The following is a 16,588-nucleotide window of genomic DNA, read 5'->3' as shown; positions in this document are numbered from 1 at the left end:
GCGTAATCTGAGGGGGCGACTCTCGTGCTACGATACCGCTTTCATCAGCATGGAGGAGAAGATGAAGCATTTTGTGGGACTCGACGTGTCAATGAAGGAAACAGCCGTTTGCGTTGTGGATGATGCTGGGCAGCGGATTTGGGAAGGCTGCGTAACCAGTTCGGCTGATGCGATTGCTGCGATCATTTGGGAGAAAGCACCGGATCTGGTTCGGGCAGGGATGGAGACCGGGCCCCAAGCCGTTTGGCTTTGGCATTCTCTGCGAGAAAGAGGGATAGCGGTTGACTGTATTCACGCACGGCGTGCCGCTGCAGCCTTGAAGCTGCAAGCCAACAAAACGGATCGCAACGACGCCTTCGGGTTGGCCCGTCTGGTGCATAGTGGTTGGTATGAGCCGGTGGCGATCAAGTCGTTTGACCGCTACCGCATGCGGGCGGTTCTTACGGCGCGAGAGCGCATCGTCCGGATGTCTACGATGATGATCAACCAGATCCGCGGCTTGGCCAAGACCTTCGGGTTGGCACTATCGGCAGGCAAAGGGCAGGTCTTTGAGCAGTCAGTTCGTCGGGCACTTCCGGACGATGACGTTTTGCGCGATCTATTTGAATGCCTTCTGTCTGTTCTCTCCGGTCTCAAGGATCAGCGCCGGGCATTTGATCGTCAGCTTGCCCGCTTTGCGCGGGAAGACGTGACATGCAGGCTTCTGACGAGTGCGCCCGGGCTCGGCAGCCTGACGGCGATCGCCTTTGTCACGACCGTGGACGATCCCGCGCGGTTCCGGTCGGCCTCTGATGTGGGGCCCTATCTCGGGTTGACGCCGAAGCGCTACCAGTCGGGCGAAGTCGACATTGGCGGGCGCATCTCGAAGGCAGGAGATCGATTGACGCGTAAACTTCTCTTCGAGGCGGCGACGGTGCTCCTGTTCCGCGCATCGCCTTCGATCGCATTGAAGCAATGGGGGCTGCGCCTGAATGCCCGGTCCGGCAGCTGGAAGGCCCGCGTTGCACTGGCACGCAAGCTGGCAGTGATCCTTCTGACGATGTGGAAGACTAACACGGTATTCGAAAACAGGAGCTTAGCGGCATAAGTCAAGAGCAAGGAACGCCAGACACGTCCTGGGTCTGGCCAAGGTCATCTCGAGACTCGCTTTGCTGCACGCCGCAAGACCGGCGCTGACAGCGTGAATCACATCGAGAGACTTTAAAGCATGGCGCCATTGTGAGGCAGGCCTGAACACCTGACCTCGAAGACGACAACGCAATGGGTGAACAGCGACAAAGAAGACCTGGGAAATGTCTTGAACGATTAGACGACAAAAGGGTCGAACGGATCTGGCGGCGGGAGGGGCTGAAAGTCCCCCAGAAACAACCCAAGAAAGGTCGGCTCTGGCTGAACGATGGATCCTGCGTTCGGCTGCGGCCGGAGCGCCCGAACCATGTCTGGTCCTATGACTTTGTCCAGGATCGGACCCACGACGGGCGGATCTTCCGCACGCTCAACATCATCGATGAGTTCACAAAGGAGGCCCTGGCGATCCGCGTGAAACGGAAGCTTAATTCTGTTGACGTGGTGGATGCCCTAACCGACCTGTTCATCATGCGCGGCCCACCTGAGTTCATAAGGTCCGACAATGGCGCGGAATTTATCGCCAAAAAGGTGCGCGCTTGGATCGGGGCCGTGGGTGCCAAGACAGCCTTCATCGCACCAGGATCTCCATGGGAGAACGGCTACTGCGAGAGCTTCAATGCCCGGTTCCGGGACGAGTTGCTGAACAGTGAGGTTTTTTACAGTCTGCGCGAGGCCCAGATACTGATCGAGAAGTGGCGCCGTCACTATAACACTGTCAGACCGCACAGCGCTCTGGGATACCGTCCACCGGCGCCCGAAAGCATCGTCCCGATAGACCAGAGACCGACCATGCACTAACATTTAAACCGGACCATTCAATGGGGGCAGACCAGCAAGGTAACAGAATTGTTGAATATTGTAACGCTATTTGTTGAAAGACATAATGAAATATATTGAAAAACTAGATCAACATTTTTGTTACTCTTCTCAACAAACTGGTCTGCCCCCATCGAGTGGTCCAGTTTGATTGTTAGTGCATGGTCGGTCTTTGGTCTATCGGAACGATGCTCTTGGGCGCCGGCGGCCGGTACCCCAAAGCGCTGTGTGGCCTGACCGTGTTGTAGTGACGACGCCAGCGTTCGATCAGGATCTGGGCCTCGCGCAACGTGGTGAAGACCTCGCCGTTGAGCAGCTCATCCCGGAAGCGGGCGTTAAAGCTTTCGCAGTAGCCGTTCTCCCACGGTGAGCCGGGGGTGATGAATGCGGTTTTTGCGCCCACGGCACCGATCCAGGCGCGCACCTTCTTGGCGATAAACTCTGCGCCATTGTCCGACCTTATGTATTCCGGCGGACCGCGCATGATGAACAGATCCGTCAATGCGTCGACCACATCCGTTGAATTGAGCCTGCGTTTGACCCGGATCACCAGCGCCTCCTTCGTGAACTCATCGATGATATTCAGCGTGCGGAAGACCCGCCCGTCGTGGGTTCGGTCCTGGACAAAGTCATAGGACCAGACATGGTTCGGGCGCTCCGGCCGCAGCCGGACGCAGGAACCATCATTCAGCCAAAGGCGGCCTTTCTTGGGCTGCTTTTGTGGGACTTTAAGCCCTTCCTGCCGCCAGATCCGTTCAACGCGCTTGTGATTTACATGCCAGCCGCTGTTGTTCAGCAGCCCAGTGATCATGCGATATCCATAGCGGCCAAACTCTTCGGCCAACGCGGTGATGTCCTCGGTCAGCCGGGCTTCGTCCGGTAGACCACAGGGCACCTTGCGCTGCGTCGAGCGATGCTGACCCAATGTGCGGCAAACCCGGCGCTCAGATACGCTGAGGGTTTGCCGCACATGGTCAATGCACTGTCTGCGGCGGGAAGGGCTTAGAAGTTTCCCCTTGCGGCCTCGGCCAGGATCATCTTGTCCAGCGTCAGATCCGACACGGCTCGTCTGAGCCGGGTATTCTCTGTCTCCAGCTCCTTCAGCCGTTTGAGCTGATCACGGCTCATGCCATCATATTCTTTGCGCCATCGATAATAGGTCTGCTGCGTCACGCCAATCTGGCGAACCGCATCAGCGATCGAACTGCCTTGCCCTTGCAACACTTCAACCTGCCGAAGCTTCAGCACGATCTCTTCGGGTTTGTCTCTTTCCAGCCATCTCTGGTCCTCCTGAAATGGGATAATATTATCCCAGTTGGTGGACCACTTCAGTGGGGGCACTCCAAAACCGTATACTTTTCTATGTAGTAACGGGGACAGAAAGCTAGGGTCAGGATGCATTGATTTCAGTCGCCCTGCGTGATTCACGGCTCGAAAAACGGAGCGGTGACATGAGCGACCTTTACTGGCTGACCGACGAGCAGATGGCCAAGCTTTCCCCTTTCTTCCCGAAAGCGCATGGCAAGCCGGGGGTCGATGACAGGCGGGTGTTGAGTGGGATTATCTTCATCAATCGCAATGGGTTGCGCTGGCGCGACGCTCCTGCCGCTTACGGCCCGCACAAGACGCTCTATAGCCGGTGGAAACGTTGGTGCGAGAAGGGCATTTTCGCGCGGATAATGGCCGGGTTGGCTGCGGAACACGGTGAGCGAAAGACCGTGATGATCGACGCGACATACCTGAAGGCACATCGAACGGCGACCAGCATGGCCGCCAAAAAAGGGGGCGCGGTCGCCTGATCGGTCGAACAAAGGGCGGCACGAACACAAAACTTCACGCCGTCTGCGACAGCCAGGGACGACCGATCGACCTGTTCATCACCGCCGGGCAGGTCAGTGACTACATAGGCGCGCGGGCGCTGCTCAGCAGCCTGCCAAAGGTCAAATGGTTGCTCGGGGATCGCGGCTATTACGCGGACTGGTTCCGGGAAGCGTTGCAGGACAAGGGGATACGCGCCTGTATACCCGGCCGAAAGCAGCGCAAGACGCCAGTCAAATATGACAAGCGCCGCTACAAGCGGCGCAACCGGATCGAGATCATGTTCGGCAGGCTCAAGAATTGGAGGCGCGTCGCGACCCGATACGACCGCTGCCCCAAGGTGTTCCTCTCGGCCATCGCTCTCGCCGCAACCGTCATCTACTGGTTATGAATCCTGACCCTAAAAAGCCGCCCCCTCGGAGGGTTGGTTTGAGATGGCATGTATGGAATTTCACGACATTTGCCACGAGAGGCCAGACCCCAATTATTTTCCGGCACGCGGAATCGCATGGCTACTGAATGTCGGGAAAATAATTGGCAGGCGACACCCGAATTTGCGTAAAATCCTGCGCACTCCGAGACATCAGCACCACCTCGGGTCCGAGGGGGCCAGGGCCGGGGTTTGCCCCCGCCCCCTCGACGATGCGCCGAATTGCCAATTCTCCCTGCAAGGCCGGGTCATCGAAGGAGGCCGCCATGACTGCACCGTTTATAAGACCGCGCAGAACCGTGTGGCTGATGTATGTCGATATGAGCGTCGGTGACGTGCGATCGCCTGGCCTGGCGCGCAATCCCATAGCCGCTTCGATGGCGGGCGCGCTGCCGATCAGGTAGTCGGCCTCGGGATGTTGCTTCAGAGCGGTTTCAACGATCGAGAGTTGCTGGCGCAATCCTGTATCCGCGCCAAATCTGTCGATGATCTTTACGGAGCTCTCGGCCAACCCGTCGCGCAACCCCGCCTCCAAGAGCGCGGGCCATCCAGAGCGAGATGGACCGGAGACCAAAAGCGCCGATTGCTTTGCTGAGCCTTCGGGATGCAGCATGGCTAAGTGACGCCCGATAACCAGTCCCATGTCGTGCCAATCAACACCGATACGGCCTTGCAACGCATCACTGTCAACATCGTTCACCAGCCCGAAGATCGGCACGTCATGTGCGCTGGCCGCGATGGCATCCCGCAGCGCCGGATCGTCCTGCGTGACCGCACCGATCAGGATCGCATCCACGCCGCGGTTCGCACACGCGGCCAGTTGCTCGATCTGCCGCGCTTGAGCGGCATAGCCTCCGGCCTCATACATCAGCAGATCAGCGTTCTGCCGCGCCGCCTCCTGCTCAAGACCATAAGCGACGCTCAGCCAGTATTCATCTTTGAAGTGAGGGACGAGAACGCAGATAAGCCGCGACGGCTCGGCAAACAGAGGCATCGGCGCCAGCGCAAGGCACAGACAAAGGCATGCACCAAGGCAAGCCGTTCCGATTGTGCCTGTCCTGACACGTCCGTAAAGTCGGGCGATGCGCCAGACCAGATTTGACATGCGATTGATCCAAATTCTCTCGGCCATGGCGTCGCTGGCGGTCATGGTGGGAGTCGTTGCCATAGCCGTCAACCGCTATCTGGCGCAGAGCCAGACAGACCTTATCAACACAAACCTGCCGGCGATGGAGCTTGCCAGCCGTATCGGCGCCGCCGCTGAAGGGGTCGGCAATCTGGTCGCCGCGTTCGAGCAGGCGGACACGCCAGATGAGGTTAACCGGATCGCCGCCGCTCTCGAGGAGGCCGTCGATCGCATAGGCAGCGGCGCGCTGAAACTCGAAAGCATGACCGCGCAGAGCCCGACAGCACTCTCGGGGACCCGTGCTGACGAAATCGTAGACCAGATGAGGCGAAATGGCCTCGATAGATTACAGATCGCGGGCACTATCAAAGCATCGGGGCAAGACCTCGCTCGGCAGGGCGCGGCGATCAACGCTTTGATCGAGGCGCAAACAGATCTGGCTCGACTCAGAATTACGGCCGGAATCGTCGGGCTCTACCAGGGGGGTGCAGATGATCCCCGGCCGGCGCTCGACGCACTTGCCGACGAATCTTTCTTTGCCTTCGAGCGCGTTACGGAAATGGCACGGATCGTCGATGCGGTTCGGCTGCAACTACAGCAAGTAGAGCGCATCTCTGAGCCGAAGGCTTTGACCGCTATGCATTCCGATATATCCGTCCAATTAGATCAGGCAGAACGCCGCGCACAATTCCTACCCTCATCCTCCGCTCAAGAGGACGCAATCGCACTGCTGCAAGATTATCGTCGGGCAGTCGCGACCGGCGGGATCATCGACCAGCAAGCGGCGCGCCTGGCTTTGCAATCCGTCATTTCCTCCGACAGCAGCCGCTTGCGCGAGGCGATCCGGGAAATATCGGAGCGCGCCCGCCTCGGCCGGGATAGAGTGCAGGCGCAGGGGTTGGCGCAAATTGCCACCGCTCAGTCCCGCGCACGCACGCTTGCATTCACCCTTTTGGCGGTGGTTGTCTCGGCAACAATCGCCGCATTTATCCTCTGGCTTTATGCGCGCAGGCAGCTGGTCACACGGCTCGCGAATGTGTCGGGCCGGATCGTGGCCGTGGCGGGCGGCGACTACGGCGATCCTATGCCCATCACCGGCCAGGATGAAATCGGGCGCATGGAAAAGGCTCTGAATATCCTGCGCCGCCGCGCGTATGAGGCCGCACGCTTACGGACTCATCTGGAAGAGGCGGTCATCGCGCGGACCGGTGACGTGGTGAGCGAAATGAAGCTGTCGAATATCGCTCGCGCTGAGGCTGAGGCTGCAAATCGAAGCAAGACCGAGTTTCTCGCGCGCATGAGCCACGAGATACGAACGCCGCTCAACGGAATAATCGGTATGCTCGGTTTGCTGAAGGATGATATCGAAGCCGCCGATGCGCAATCTCGTGTAAGAACGGCGCATCGCTCGGCCTGCGAGCTGTTGGAGCTGACGAATGACATTCTGAGCTATGCCGGGAATCAAGACGGCGCCGACCGCCTCAATCCGGTTCATTTCATGCTGCGAGACTTTGTCGGGCAGCTGGGGCATCACCTGCAATCGCTGGCAGGACCCAAGCAATTGGAGTCCGTCATCGACCTGTCAGAAACCGCGCCGCCTGTTCTCTTTGGCGATATCACCAAGATCAGGCAGGTGATGATCAACCTGCTGTCCAACGCGGTTAAATATACCGAGCGCGGTTCGGTTACGCTGCTCGTCGATCATGCGACCTCGCCAGATACCGGCCAGCCTGTCCTCAGCTTGACCGTGGCCGACACCGGCGTCGGCATGTCCAGCGAGGCCATGACAACCGCTTTCGATGAATATAGCAGGGCTGACCAGGCGAGGCGCGACGGAGTAGAAGGTCTGGGGCTCGGCCTTGCGATTTCTCGCAGCTTGACGGCAACCTTGGGCGGCGCACTCAGCGTTGAGAGCGAGGAGGGGGTCGGAAGCCGGTTCACCCTGACCGTTCCCTTGATGATGGGCGATGCGGATCTGATCCCAGATGACGCCGCGCATTGGCAAGATGTTGAGGCGGGCCGCGCCGTGCTAGTCATCGACGATCACAAGGTCAACCGCATCGTCGCCCGCGGATATCTGGAGCGTATGGGCTGCAATGTCACAGAGGCCGCCACTGGCGCTGCGGGGCTGGCCGCGCTGGATGCGGCGCATTTCGACCTGGTCCTGATTGATCTTGATCTGCCCGATATCAGCGGCAAGGAAGTGGCCGCGCGCATCGGATCGCGCACGGACACGCCCTTGCGCGTCGCTTTGACCGCGCATTTGATCGAGGACACCGCGGAAAATCGCGCCACATTGAATGTGGCGCGCATCCTGTCCAAGCCGATTTCCCCCCGCGCACTGGCCGAAGTGCTTTCACTTTGCGCGCCCGCCGATCTGCCGCAAGGTGCCAACCAGGTCATCGACAGTCTGCGCGGCGATATCGCCGATCTTGGCGCGGAGACAACGGCGCTGATCGTGCGCGATTTTCTTGACGGCCTTCAGGGCGAGATCGACACGCTGCGAGCCGGTGCCGAGGAGGCGCGGCGCAAAGCAGCGCACAGGATGCGAGGCGCGGCGTCGAATTTCAGGCTGGACGCACTGGTGGCTGCGCTGGCAGAGGTCGAGGCATCTGCGGAAATCGGGGGCGATCCGTCACTCGCGCGCGCGCTCAAGGCAGCCGAGGACGCGACCAAGACGTTGAAAGCCGCCGCAAAGGCGGCAGGACTTCAGATCGATGAGGGATCCACGAAACGATAGCCCTGCCCGTGTTCGGTCAGGATCCATTCCGGGTGTGACGGATCGCGCTCCACCTTCTTGCGCAGCCGTCCGACCACCACATCAATCATCCGGTCATTGGAGCGTATCGCGCCGCGTCCCATCATCTCGGAAAGGCGCGCCCGGCTCAGCGTCTGGCCCGGATGCTCGGCCAGCGCCGCCATGACATCGAATTCCTGCTTGCTCAGCTGCTCGGTCCGGGCGGCGGACACGATACGTCGCCGGATGCGGTCGAACCGCCACGGCCCGAACGTCTCGACCGGAGGGGCCCCTTGCGGCGGCTGCCCGATATCGGCGATGCGGGCCAGTAGATTCTTGACCCGGACGGCCAATTCGCGCTTGTCGAATGGCTTGGTGATGTAGTCATCCGCGCCCATTTCCAGCCCGACAATCCGGTCCACTTGGTCGTCCCGCGCGGTCAACAGGATGATCCCTACGCGCGAGATCTGGCGCTGCTCGCGCGTGATGGTCAGACCGTCCTTGCCGTCCAGATTGATGTCCACCAGCAGCAATTCCGCCGGATCAAAGTCGATGATCGCCTGCATCTGATCGGCGTTCTCTGCCTCGCTTACACGGTAGCCGAGGCTGCGCAGATAAGCCGCCAGCCGCATTCGGCTGGTGCGGTCGTCCTCGACAATGATGATGTGTTGGCCCATCCGCAGATTGTTACATCCGGTTACATCTTCGAACAAGCGCAGTTGTTCCAGATCAACCGGCGCGGCGTCGCAATGCGTAGAAAAGGGCCAAGTTCATCTTAACCGGAGGCCGATATGTCCTTTCAAAGACCCACCCGCCGCGCGTTTCTTCAAGGCGGTGCCGCGACATTCGGCGCAGCCAGCCTTATGGGCAGCACCGCGATGGCCGCGCTTGACCCTAACTCGTTCACGCAAGGGCGCGTATTCCACGCCAGTCATTTCGGCCCCTTCGAGGCGGTCGTAAAGGACGGCAAACTGGTCAATATCAACGCCATCCCCGAGCTGGACGCGAAACCGACCGAGATGCTGATGTACGGCGTCACCGACCGCACCTATGACAAGAGCCGCATCAATTATCCGATGGTGCGCAAATCCTATCTGGAGAATTGGGAGAGCGGCGATACCAAGCCCGAGCTGCGCGGCAAGGAAGAATACGTCCGCGTCGATTGGGACACCGCCCTCGGCCTGACGGCCAAGGCGCTGCTCGACACCGCGCAAAACCATGGTAACGAGGCGATCTTCAGCTCATCCTATGGCGGCTGGGCCAATGCGGGCAACTTCCGGCCCAACGTGATGCAGGGCCGCCTGCTGAACCTGATCGGTGGCTGCACCAACACGCAAGGCGACTGGTCCGCCGGCGCCAGCCAGATCTGCCTGCCCCGCGTGATCGGCGATATGGAGGTCTATTCCGCGCAAACCGCATGGGAAGTCATCCGCGACAATACCGAGCTCTTCGTTCTGGTCGGCTGTGACCCGGTCAAGAACAACCGCATCGAATACACAGTGGCCGACCACCAGATGACCGGCCCCTGGGCTCAGATCCGTGATAACGGCGTGAAGTTTCTCTCGATCAACCCGCAGCGCACCGCATCGGACGAGTATCTGGACGCCGACTGGATCAAGATCATCCCCAACACAGACGTCGCCCTCTTCACCGCGATGGCGTATCATGTTCTGGATCAGGGCCTCGAAGATCGTATCTATCTGAAGAAATACACAGTCGGCTCGGGCCAGTGGATCAAATATGTCCGCGGCGAAACAGACGACACCCCCAAGACGCCCGAATGGGCCGAGAAAATCACCGGCATCCCTGCGGACAAGATCCGCGAATTGGCCGTGATGATGGCCACCAAGCGCACCGAGATCGCCGGCGCATGGTCGCTGCAGCGCGCGCAGCACGGCGAGATGACCCATTGGGCCATCGTCAACTTCTCGGCGCTGTGCGGCCATATCGGCAAGCCGGGTCAGGGCGTCGGATTCTCGTGGCACTATGGCAGCGGCGGGATGCCGCAATCGGGCAAATCCACGCCCACCGGCCTCAGCCAGGGGCGCAACTGGGTCAAGGGCATCTGCCCCGCCAGCCGCATCACGGAAATGCTGGAGCAGCCCGGCGAGGACTTCATCTACAACGGCATGACCGGCACCTATCCGGACGTGAAGATGATCTACAACGCCGGCAACAACTTCATGTCGCACCAGCAGGACACCAACCGTCTGATCCGCGCGCTCGAAAAGGTGGAGACCATCGTCAGCGTCGACGTGTGGTGGACCGCCGCGACACGCTGGGCCGATATCGTGCTGCCTGCCTGCTCGACGCTGGAGCGCGACGACATCAGTGTCGGCGGTACGTATTCCAACGACAAGGTCTATGCGATGAAGCAGGTCATCGAACCGGTCGGCGAGAGCATGTCTGATTATCACATCTGCGAGGCGTTGGCCGACAAGCTGGGTCTTTGGGCGCAATTCACCGATGGCTACGAGTTGATGGACCATATTCAACAGGCTTATGAGCGTTCCGCCGCGGCCAAGCACACCCCGTTCGAGGAATTCTGGGAAAAGGGCTATGCCCGCCAGGAGGTGCCAGAGGAGGCGCGCAAGTGGGTTCGCCACGGCGATTTCTATACCGATCCCATCGAGAATCCGCTGCACACGTCGTCGGGCAAGATCGAGATGTTCTGCAGCGAAATCGCAGGCTTTCAGATCGACGATTGCCCCGGCATGCCCGTGTGGATGGAAAAGCACGAATATCTGGGCAACGCGAAGGAAGGGCAGTTGCACGTCGTCAGCCCGCACCCCTGGTATCGCCTCCACAGCCAGATGGACCAGTCCGAGACGCTGCGCGATCTCTACAAGATCCAGGGCCGCGAGCCGGTGCGGATCAACACGCAGGACGCCGCCGATCGCGGCATCGAAAATGGCGATCTTGTCGAGCTTTACAACGAGCGCGGCACGATCATCGTCGGTGCGATCCTGTCGGACGATATCATGCCGGGCGTCGTGTCGGTCTATGAGGGCGGCTGGCCGTCACTGGACAGCAAGGGGCGCTGCAACTCGGGTCTGGTCAACTTCCTGACCTCGACACAGCGGTCGTCGGGTCTGTCACAGGCGACCACGGCCAACACCGTGCTGTGCGAGATGCGCAAATGCGAAGACCCCGAAGGCCCCAACATGGCCTACGAAAAGCCACCGATCATCGAAGACTACGAAGTGGTCGCGATCGACGAGGACAAGCTGGGACTGGACCGTGTCTATGACATCACCGAGTCGCTGCTGGCGGATGCCGGACCGGGCGAGAAGATCTTCTACGAGCGCTGCACCGTCTGCCACGGCCCGCGGGAGGTGTCGCACTTCACCCAGAACCAGTGGAAAGGCATCACCCCGTCGATGTTCCCCCGCGCCGGTCTGGACGAGAACGAGGCGGCATTGGTGATGGAATTCCTGATGGAGAACGCATCAGACGCGCCGATGTAAGCGCGCAGTGCACAGCTGCCGGGCGGCGATCATGGCCGCCCGGCTTATCTTTACATCCAAGCGGGCATGATCGCCCGGCCGAGGGGATACACATGGACGGCTCCAGCGTTAAAATCGGGTGCGATTGCGATCACCTGGCGGCGCACCAAACCCTTCTGAGCCATACCGAGGCGGTCGAGGTGGCGCTCGCGCAGGTGCAGCCGATCACACAAACCGAAAAGGTCGGTCTGTCTGCCGCGCATGGCCGCATCACCGCAACGCGCATTGTCGCCGCAGGCGCGATGCCCAGTTTTGACAATTCCGCAATGGACGGCTTTGCGCTTCGCCTTGACGATCTAAGCGGGCGGTGCTGCCTGCCGGTCGTCGGCACCGTCGCGGCGGGCGATGCGCCCCGCGACCTTCCGGCAGGAACGGCGCTGCGCATCTATACCGGCGCCCCTCTGCCCCGCGGTGCGTCCGCCGTCGTCATGGTCGAGGCCTGCATCGACAAAGGACACAAAGTTCACATCGAGACGCCCCCCGCGCCGGGCGCGAACATCCGCCGCGCCGGTAGCGATCAACGCGCCGGGCAAATGCTGCTGCCAGCGGGCACACAGCTGGCCCCGCATCACATCGGCCTGCTCGCGGCAAATGGCGTGCGCGACGTCACCGTCACGCGGCGCCCGCGCGTTGCGCTCTTCTCGACCGGGGACGAGGTCACGGATGGCGATTGCTTGCCCGGACGCATCAAGGATGCAAACCGCCCGATGCTGTCCGCCCTGCTAGCCCGGGACGGCGCCGAGGTGCATGATCTGGGTATCCTGCCCGATGACGCCGCCGCGACCGAGGCGGCCTTTCGCGCCCTGGGCAACGCCTATGATTTGATCCTGACCACGGGCGCCGTGTCCATGGGCGGCAAGGATCACGTTCGCGCGGCGCTCTGCGCCGCCGGGGGCCGGATCGAGGCGTGGCGCGTCGCGCTGAAGCCGGGCAAGCCGGTTATGTTCGGGTCGCTAAACGACGCAGCGGTGACGGGCCTGCCCGGCAACCCGATGGCCGTGCATGTCGGGTATTATATGTTTCTGCAACCGCAACTCGCACGCCTGACCGGCGCCGCGCCGCAACCCTTCGCCGAGGCGCCCGCCCGCGCCGATTTCGATTGGCAGCGCAAATCGGGCCGGGCCGAAGTCTTTCCCGTATGCCTGATCGGCCATGACACGGACGGATTGCCGGTCCTTCGGCGGCTTGGCCAAGGCGTATCGGCCACGCTGCTGCCCCTCGCACAGGCGGACGGCATGGCGATTGTCGCGGCAGATTGCGCGGGGGTGGCGCCGGGTGACATGCTGCACTGGCACCCTTTCAACACCTTCGGAGGCTGCGCATGACCCCTGATCCGCTCCTTGCCGCGATCCGCTTTGACGCGGGCGATATCGACAGCTTCCTGGCCAGGATTGCCGCCGCACTGGACGCGTCCGGCCTGCGCGTTCGCGGCGCCCTGCAAAGCCGCGGGGCTGCGACAGGCGATTGTCATTGCGCCGATATGGACCTGACGACGCTGGGCTCGGCGTGGACATTTCGCATCTCGCAGCCCCTTGGCGCCGGATCGCGCGGCTGTCGCCTGCATCCCGGCGCGCTCGCCGATTGCGCCGCCTTTATCGAAGAGGAGCTGCGTGCGGGGGCCGATCTGCTGATCCTCAACCGGTTCGGGCGGGGCGAAAGCGAGGGACGCGGATTTCGCGATCTGATCGCCAGCGCAATCACTCTGGGCGTTCCGGTTCTGACCGCCGTGCGGCCCACCTATGCCGAGGGCTGGCGGATGTTCGGCGGCGATGCGGCCTGCGATCTGCCGATGGAGACGCGCGCCGTCATCGACTGGGCGCTGCAATCGCAGGAGGCGCGCGATGCCGCTTGATACCGCGCCTGCGCCCCTTGTCGACGGGTTTGGCCGCACGGTCAGCTATCTGCGCTTGTCGGTGACGGACCGCTGCGATTTGCGCTGCACCTATTGCATGGCTGAAAAGATGACCTTCCTGCCCCGGCGGGACGTCCTCAGCCTCGAAGAACTGGCCCGTCTGTCGGACCTCTTCATCCGGCACGGCGTGCGTAAACTGCGCATCACCGGGGGCGAGCCGCTGGTGCGGCGCGATATCATGGACCTCTTTCGCGATCTGTCACGCCATCTGGACAGCGGCGCGCTAACCGAATTGACGTTGACCACCAATGGCACGCTTCTAGCCCGCCACGCGGCGTCGCTGGCCGCTTGCGGGGTGCGGCGTGTGAATGTGTCGCTCGACACGCTGGATGCGGATCGCTATCGCGCGATCACGCGGCTGGGCGACATTCGCATGGTTCTGGCCGGTATCGACGCCGCACTGGAGGCGGGGCTGAAGGTCAAGCTGAACGCCGTCGCCAGCCGGGGAGCGTTCGAAGGCGAGGTTGACGGTCTGATCCGCTTTGCCCACGCGCGCGGCATGGACCTGACCCTGATCGAGGAGATGCCTCTGGGCGAGACCGGCCTTGACCGCAATCAAAGCGTGCTGTCCCTGCGAGATCTGGAGCGCGATTTGGCGGCGCGCTGGACGCTCAGCCCCCTGCGGCGCAGCACGGGCGGACCCGCGCGCTATATACGCGTGAATGAGACCGGCGGGCTGATCGGGCTGATCTCGCCCATGTCCTGCAATTTCTGCGCCCTGTGCAACCGCGTCCGCATCAGTTGCACCGGCCAGCTTTACACGTGCCTCGGGGATGACAGCGCGGTCGATCTGCGCGGCCCCTTGCGCCACTCGGACACCGCCGCGTTGGATGCCTTGCGCGCCGCGCTGATGGTCAAACCCGAGCGGCACGCGTTCGATATGTCGCGCATGGCGGATACCGCCGTGCCCCGGCACATGTCCGCCTTGGGCGGATGATTTTTTCAACTTAGAAAGGAAGATACATATGAAACTGAATATGATAACAGCCGCGGCGCTGATGGCACTGGCCCCCTACTCGGCGCTGGCCGAGACGATTGAGGTCAAGATGCTGAACAAGGGCGAGGCCGGCGTCATGGTATTCGAGCCGCGCTTTGTCTCGGCCGAGGTGGGCGATACGGTCGTATTCCTGCCCGTCGACAAAGGCCACAATGCCGAGACGATCAAGGGCATGGTTCCGGAAGGTCAGGACAGCTTCACAGGCAAGATGAACAAGGAAGTCTCGGTCGAGGTCACGGCCGAAGGCATGATCGGGGTCGTATGCAAGCCTCATGCAGCGATGGGCATGGTCATGGTCATCCAGGTCGGCGGCGCGGACGCACCCGAAGGCTTTCTTGATGCCAAGATGCCGCGGAAGGCCAAAGAAGCCTTTGAGGAAATCCTGGCCGAAGGCGCGGCAAGCTGATGGCCGGTGGGAACAACAAAGAGCTTCCGGGCGCGGCCGGTGATCTGGCGCAGCAACACCCCTCGATCTGGGCCGCCTATGCGGCTTTGGGGGAGGCGACTGCGGATGCGGGTGGTCTGACCATCCGCGAACGCCGGCTGATCAAACTGGCCCTCGCAATTGGTGCATCGTCCGAAGGGGCGGTGCATTCCCACAGCCGCCGGGGTATTTCCGAAGGAATTGATGCGGCAGATCTGCATCAAGTCGCCCTTCTGGCAATCGGACCGCTTGGCCTACCGCGCGCAGTCGCCGCAGGGACCTGGATCTCCGATGTGACGAAAGAGAAGTAGAAATCGATGTCCGCAGATCGTGTTGGCGTTCGCTTCATCTTAACATTCGGCGTAAAAGTGACTTAACTTCTTCTGCTCTCATCGGGAAATTTCTACATCCAGACTTATGGATTGATGAAGTAGCCAATTGCAACGGAAGCGAAGAGTCGGAGGCTTCGAGAGCCGTCTTGCATGATCTGAAGGTGTAGTTGAGCAGGACTGTGTTGAACGCATCGGTTCAGAAGAACCGAGTGGTGGGCGTTTGATCAACCAAGGGGAGTGTCATGAACTTTGTGTATCTGGCCTGGCCCATGCGGGTTTTAGATACAGTCACGCATTGAAGCGCAATCCATTCCACGTTTCGTGCAAGCATCTGCCCCGCCGCGTCCCGTCCAAAACCAATGCGCTCAACACACTCGCAAAGGGGACCAGCTGTCCGCCCGCCAACGTGAATAGGAAGGTTGGGGAAACGTGCGTGAACTCGTTCTGCAAACGCAAGTGACCGCTCTTGCTCCCCGGCAAGACCAGCACGAGAACCGGCGACGATAACCGTTGTAGGAGCAGACTGGGACAGAGCAGCGAAAGCTGCTGTCGCGTTGCCCTTAAATCTGAGACACGACGCGTTCGGGGATATTTTTTGCCCTTAATTATGAGATTCGACTGCCATCGCGCTTATGCTTTTCGCGCGCTGCCGGGCGATGTGATCAACCGCAGCAAGCAGACGTGGCTCCGTCTCGAAGGCGCGCAACAGAGCAATTCTTACATAGTCGTCGGCACCGGCGCTGGATATGGCCGCTTTTATCAGCGGACGAGACTGGGCCGCAGCGATCGCCGCAAGGCAGAACAGCCGCACTTCCGGTCTGGGGCTCTGAAGAGCGAATAACGGATCCCCGCGGACGGCCTTGAGCGACATGCCAAAGGTGACCGCGCGCATTGCACGTCGAAGTAGGTTGGGGCGATTTGACGTCGCTGCGCGCTCAAGCAGCCCTGCCCCGCAGCGCGCACGGTCTATCAACTTTTCAGGTAACTTTTTGTCACCGGGCTTTGCGAGGCTCCGAACAAGTAGGGTCCCACAAAATTGGCAATCAAATGCCCAGGATCGCCGCCAATGCCTTAGCGAGAGGCCACGTCGGGAACACTCGGGGCAAGACTGGAAAGGAACTTGCGCTGTAAGCATCATCTCCATTTTCGACATTGCCGTAAATGTCATTGACTGCACGGTGTCGGGATCGACACGCGCAGCGATAGATATCTTTTCCGCATCGGCCGCCTCAACGCCGAAGTCCAGGGCAGCCCCATGTCGCGTATCGACCTCGATATGGGCCAGCAGTTCCGCGTCATCGCAGTAGTTGGCCGCCGCCAGCCGTGATAACCAACCTGACAACAACTCGTCTGGCAGCGGCG

Annotated in this window: 13 protein-coding genes and 1 pseudogene; 10 read left to right on the top strand and 4 right to left on the bottom strand. The window is 61.0% G+C overall.

Features of this window, described 5'->3' with window-relative positions; all coding sequences use genetic code 11:
• Nucleotides 1–61: 61 nt before the first annotated feature.
• Nucleotides 62–1,087, top strand: coding sequence for an IS110 family RNA-guided transposase (locus DC366_RS17285; protein ID WP_108693468.1), 1,026 nt, complete (start codon nt 62–64; stop codon nt 1,085–1,087).
• A gap of 218 nt (nt 1,088–1,305) precedes the next feature.
• A pseudogene (locus tag DC366_RS17280) lies at nt 1,306–1,926 on the top strand (IS3 family transposase); the annotation flags it as partial.
• A 172-nt stretch (nt 1,927–2,098) separates the two neighbouring features.
• Here DC366_RS17280 and DC366_RS17275 read toward each other — a convergent pair.
• Nucleotides 2,099–3,219 (bottom strand): IS3 family transposase gene (locus tag DC366_RS17275; RefSeq protein WP_108693467.1). Its coding sequence is split into 2 segments (ribosomal slippage): nt 2,099–2,961 and nt 2,961–3,219, totalling 1,122 coding nucleotides; the frame shifts between segments, so codons are not numbered across the junction.
• A gap of 176 nt (nt 3,220–3,395) precedes the next feature.
• Here DC366_RS17275 and DC366_RS17270 point away from each other — a divergent pair.
• Nucleotides 3,396–4,153, top strand: a protein-coding gene (locus DC366_RS17270) for an IS5 family transposase (protein WP_108693450.1) whose coding sequence is annotated in 2 segments (ribosomal slippage) — nt 3,396–3,732 and nt 3,732–4,153 — 759 coding nt in all. Because the reading frame shifts where the segments join, the coding sequence is not laid out codon by codon here.
• A 121-nt stretch (nt 4,154–4,274) separates the two neighbouring features.
• On the opposite strand, the gene torT is transcribed toward DC366_RS17270, so the two are convergent.
• Entirely contained in the window at nt 4,275–5,342 is a 1,068-nt protein-coding gene (torT, locus tag DC366_RS17265; RefSeq protein WP_243405200.1) for a TMAO reductase system periplasmic protein TorT, read from the bottom strand.
• Between torT and DC366_RS17260 the strand changes: the two genes are divergently transcribed.
• Nucleotides 5,296–8,058 carry an ATP-binding protein gene (locus tag DC366_RS17260; protein ID WP_243405199.1) on the top strand — a complete coding sequence of 921 codons (2,763 nt, stop codon included), beginning with the start codon at nt 5,296–5,298 and terminating at the stop codon, nt 8,056–8,058. The two genes, torT and DC366_RS17260, sit on opposite strands and share 47 nt — an antisense overlap.
• On the opposite strand, the gene DC366_RS17255 is transcribed toward DC366_RS17260, so the two are convergent.
• Nucleotides 8,028–8,732, bottom strand: coding sequence for a response regulator (locus DC366_RS17255; protein ID WP_108693447.1), 705 nt, complete (start codon nt 8,730–8,732; stop codon nt 8,028–8,030). The two genes, DC366_RS17260 and DC366_RS17255, sit on opposite strands and share 31 nt — an antisense overlap.
• 114 nt (nt 8,733–8,846) lie before the next feature.
• Here DC366_RS17255 and DC366_RS17250 point away from each other — a divergent pair, with 114 nt between their 5' ends.
• The 6 genes from DC366_RS17250 (at nt 8,847) to DC366_RS17225 (ending at nt 15,205) form a co-directional block, all read left to right on the top strand.
• Nucleotides 8,847–11,522, top strand: coding sequence for a molybdopterin-dependent oxidoreductase (locus DC366_RS17250; RefSeq protein WP_108693446.1), 2,676 nt, complete (start codon nt 8,847–8,849; stop codon nt 11,520–11,522).
• A 92-nt stretch (nt 11,523–11,614) separates the two neighbouring features.
• Nucleotides 11,615–12,886 carry a molybdopterin molybdotransferase MoeA gene (locus DC366_RS17245; RefSeq protein WP_108693445.1) on the top strand — a complete coding sequence of 424 codons (1,272 nt, stop codon included), beginning with the start codon at nt 11,615–11,617 and terminating at the stop codon, nt 12,884–12,886.
• Nucleotides 12,883–13,413 carry a DUF2478 domain-containing protein gene (locus DC366_RS17240; protein ID WP_108693444.1) on the top strand — a complete coding sequence of 177 codons (531 nt, stop codon included), beginning with the start codon at nt 12,883–12,885 and terminating at the stop codon, nt 13,411–13,413. The genes DC366_RS17245 and DC366_RS17240 overlap by 4 nt, the downstream gene beginning before the upstream one ends.
• Entirely contained in the window at nt 13,403–14,410 is a 1,008-nt protein-coding gene (gene moaA, locus DC366_RS17235) for a GTP 3',8-cyclase MoaA (RefSeq protein WP_108693443.1), read from the top strand. Before DC366_RS17240 ends, moaA begins: the two co-directional genes overlap by 11 nt.
• A gap of 28 nt (nt 14,411–14,438) precedes the next feature.
• Nucleotides 14,439–14,876, top strand: a complete 438-nt coding sequence (locus DC366_RS17230; RefSeq protein ID WP_108693442.1) for a pseudoazurin — start codon at nt 14,439–14,441, stop codon at nt 14,874–14,876.
• Nucleotides 14,876–15,205, top strand: a complete 330-nt coding sequence (locus tag DC366_RS17225; protein ID WP_108693441.1) for a carboxymuconolactone decarboxylase family protein — start codon at nt 14,876–14,878, stop codon at nt 15,203–15,205. The genes DC366_RS17230 and DC366_RS17225 overlap by 1 nt, the downstream gene beginning before the upstream one ends.
• A gap of 622 nt (nt 15,206–15,827) precedes the next feature.
• Here the strand turns inward: DC366_RS17225 and DC366_RS17220 are convergent.
• Nucleotides 15,828–16,588 (bottom strand): TniQ family protein (locus tag DC366_RS17220; protein ID WP_108693440.1); only part of this gene is annotated, 761 nt, incomplete at its 5' end.

This window comes from Pelagivirga sediminicola (assembly GCF_003072125.1).
In the GTDB taxonomy this organism is placed as follows: Bacteria; Pseudomonadota; Alphaproteobacteria; order Rhodobacterales; family Rhodobacteraceae; genus Roseovarius; species Roseovarius sediminicola.
The sequence above is the reverse complement of the archived record's forward strand: the minus strand, read 5'-3'. Positions and strand labels throughout refer to the sequence as shown.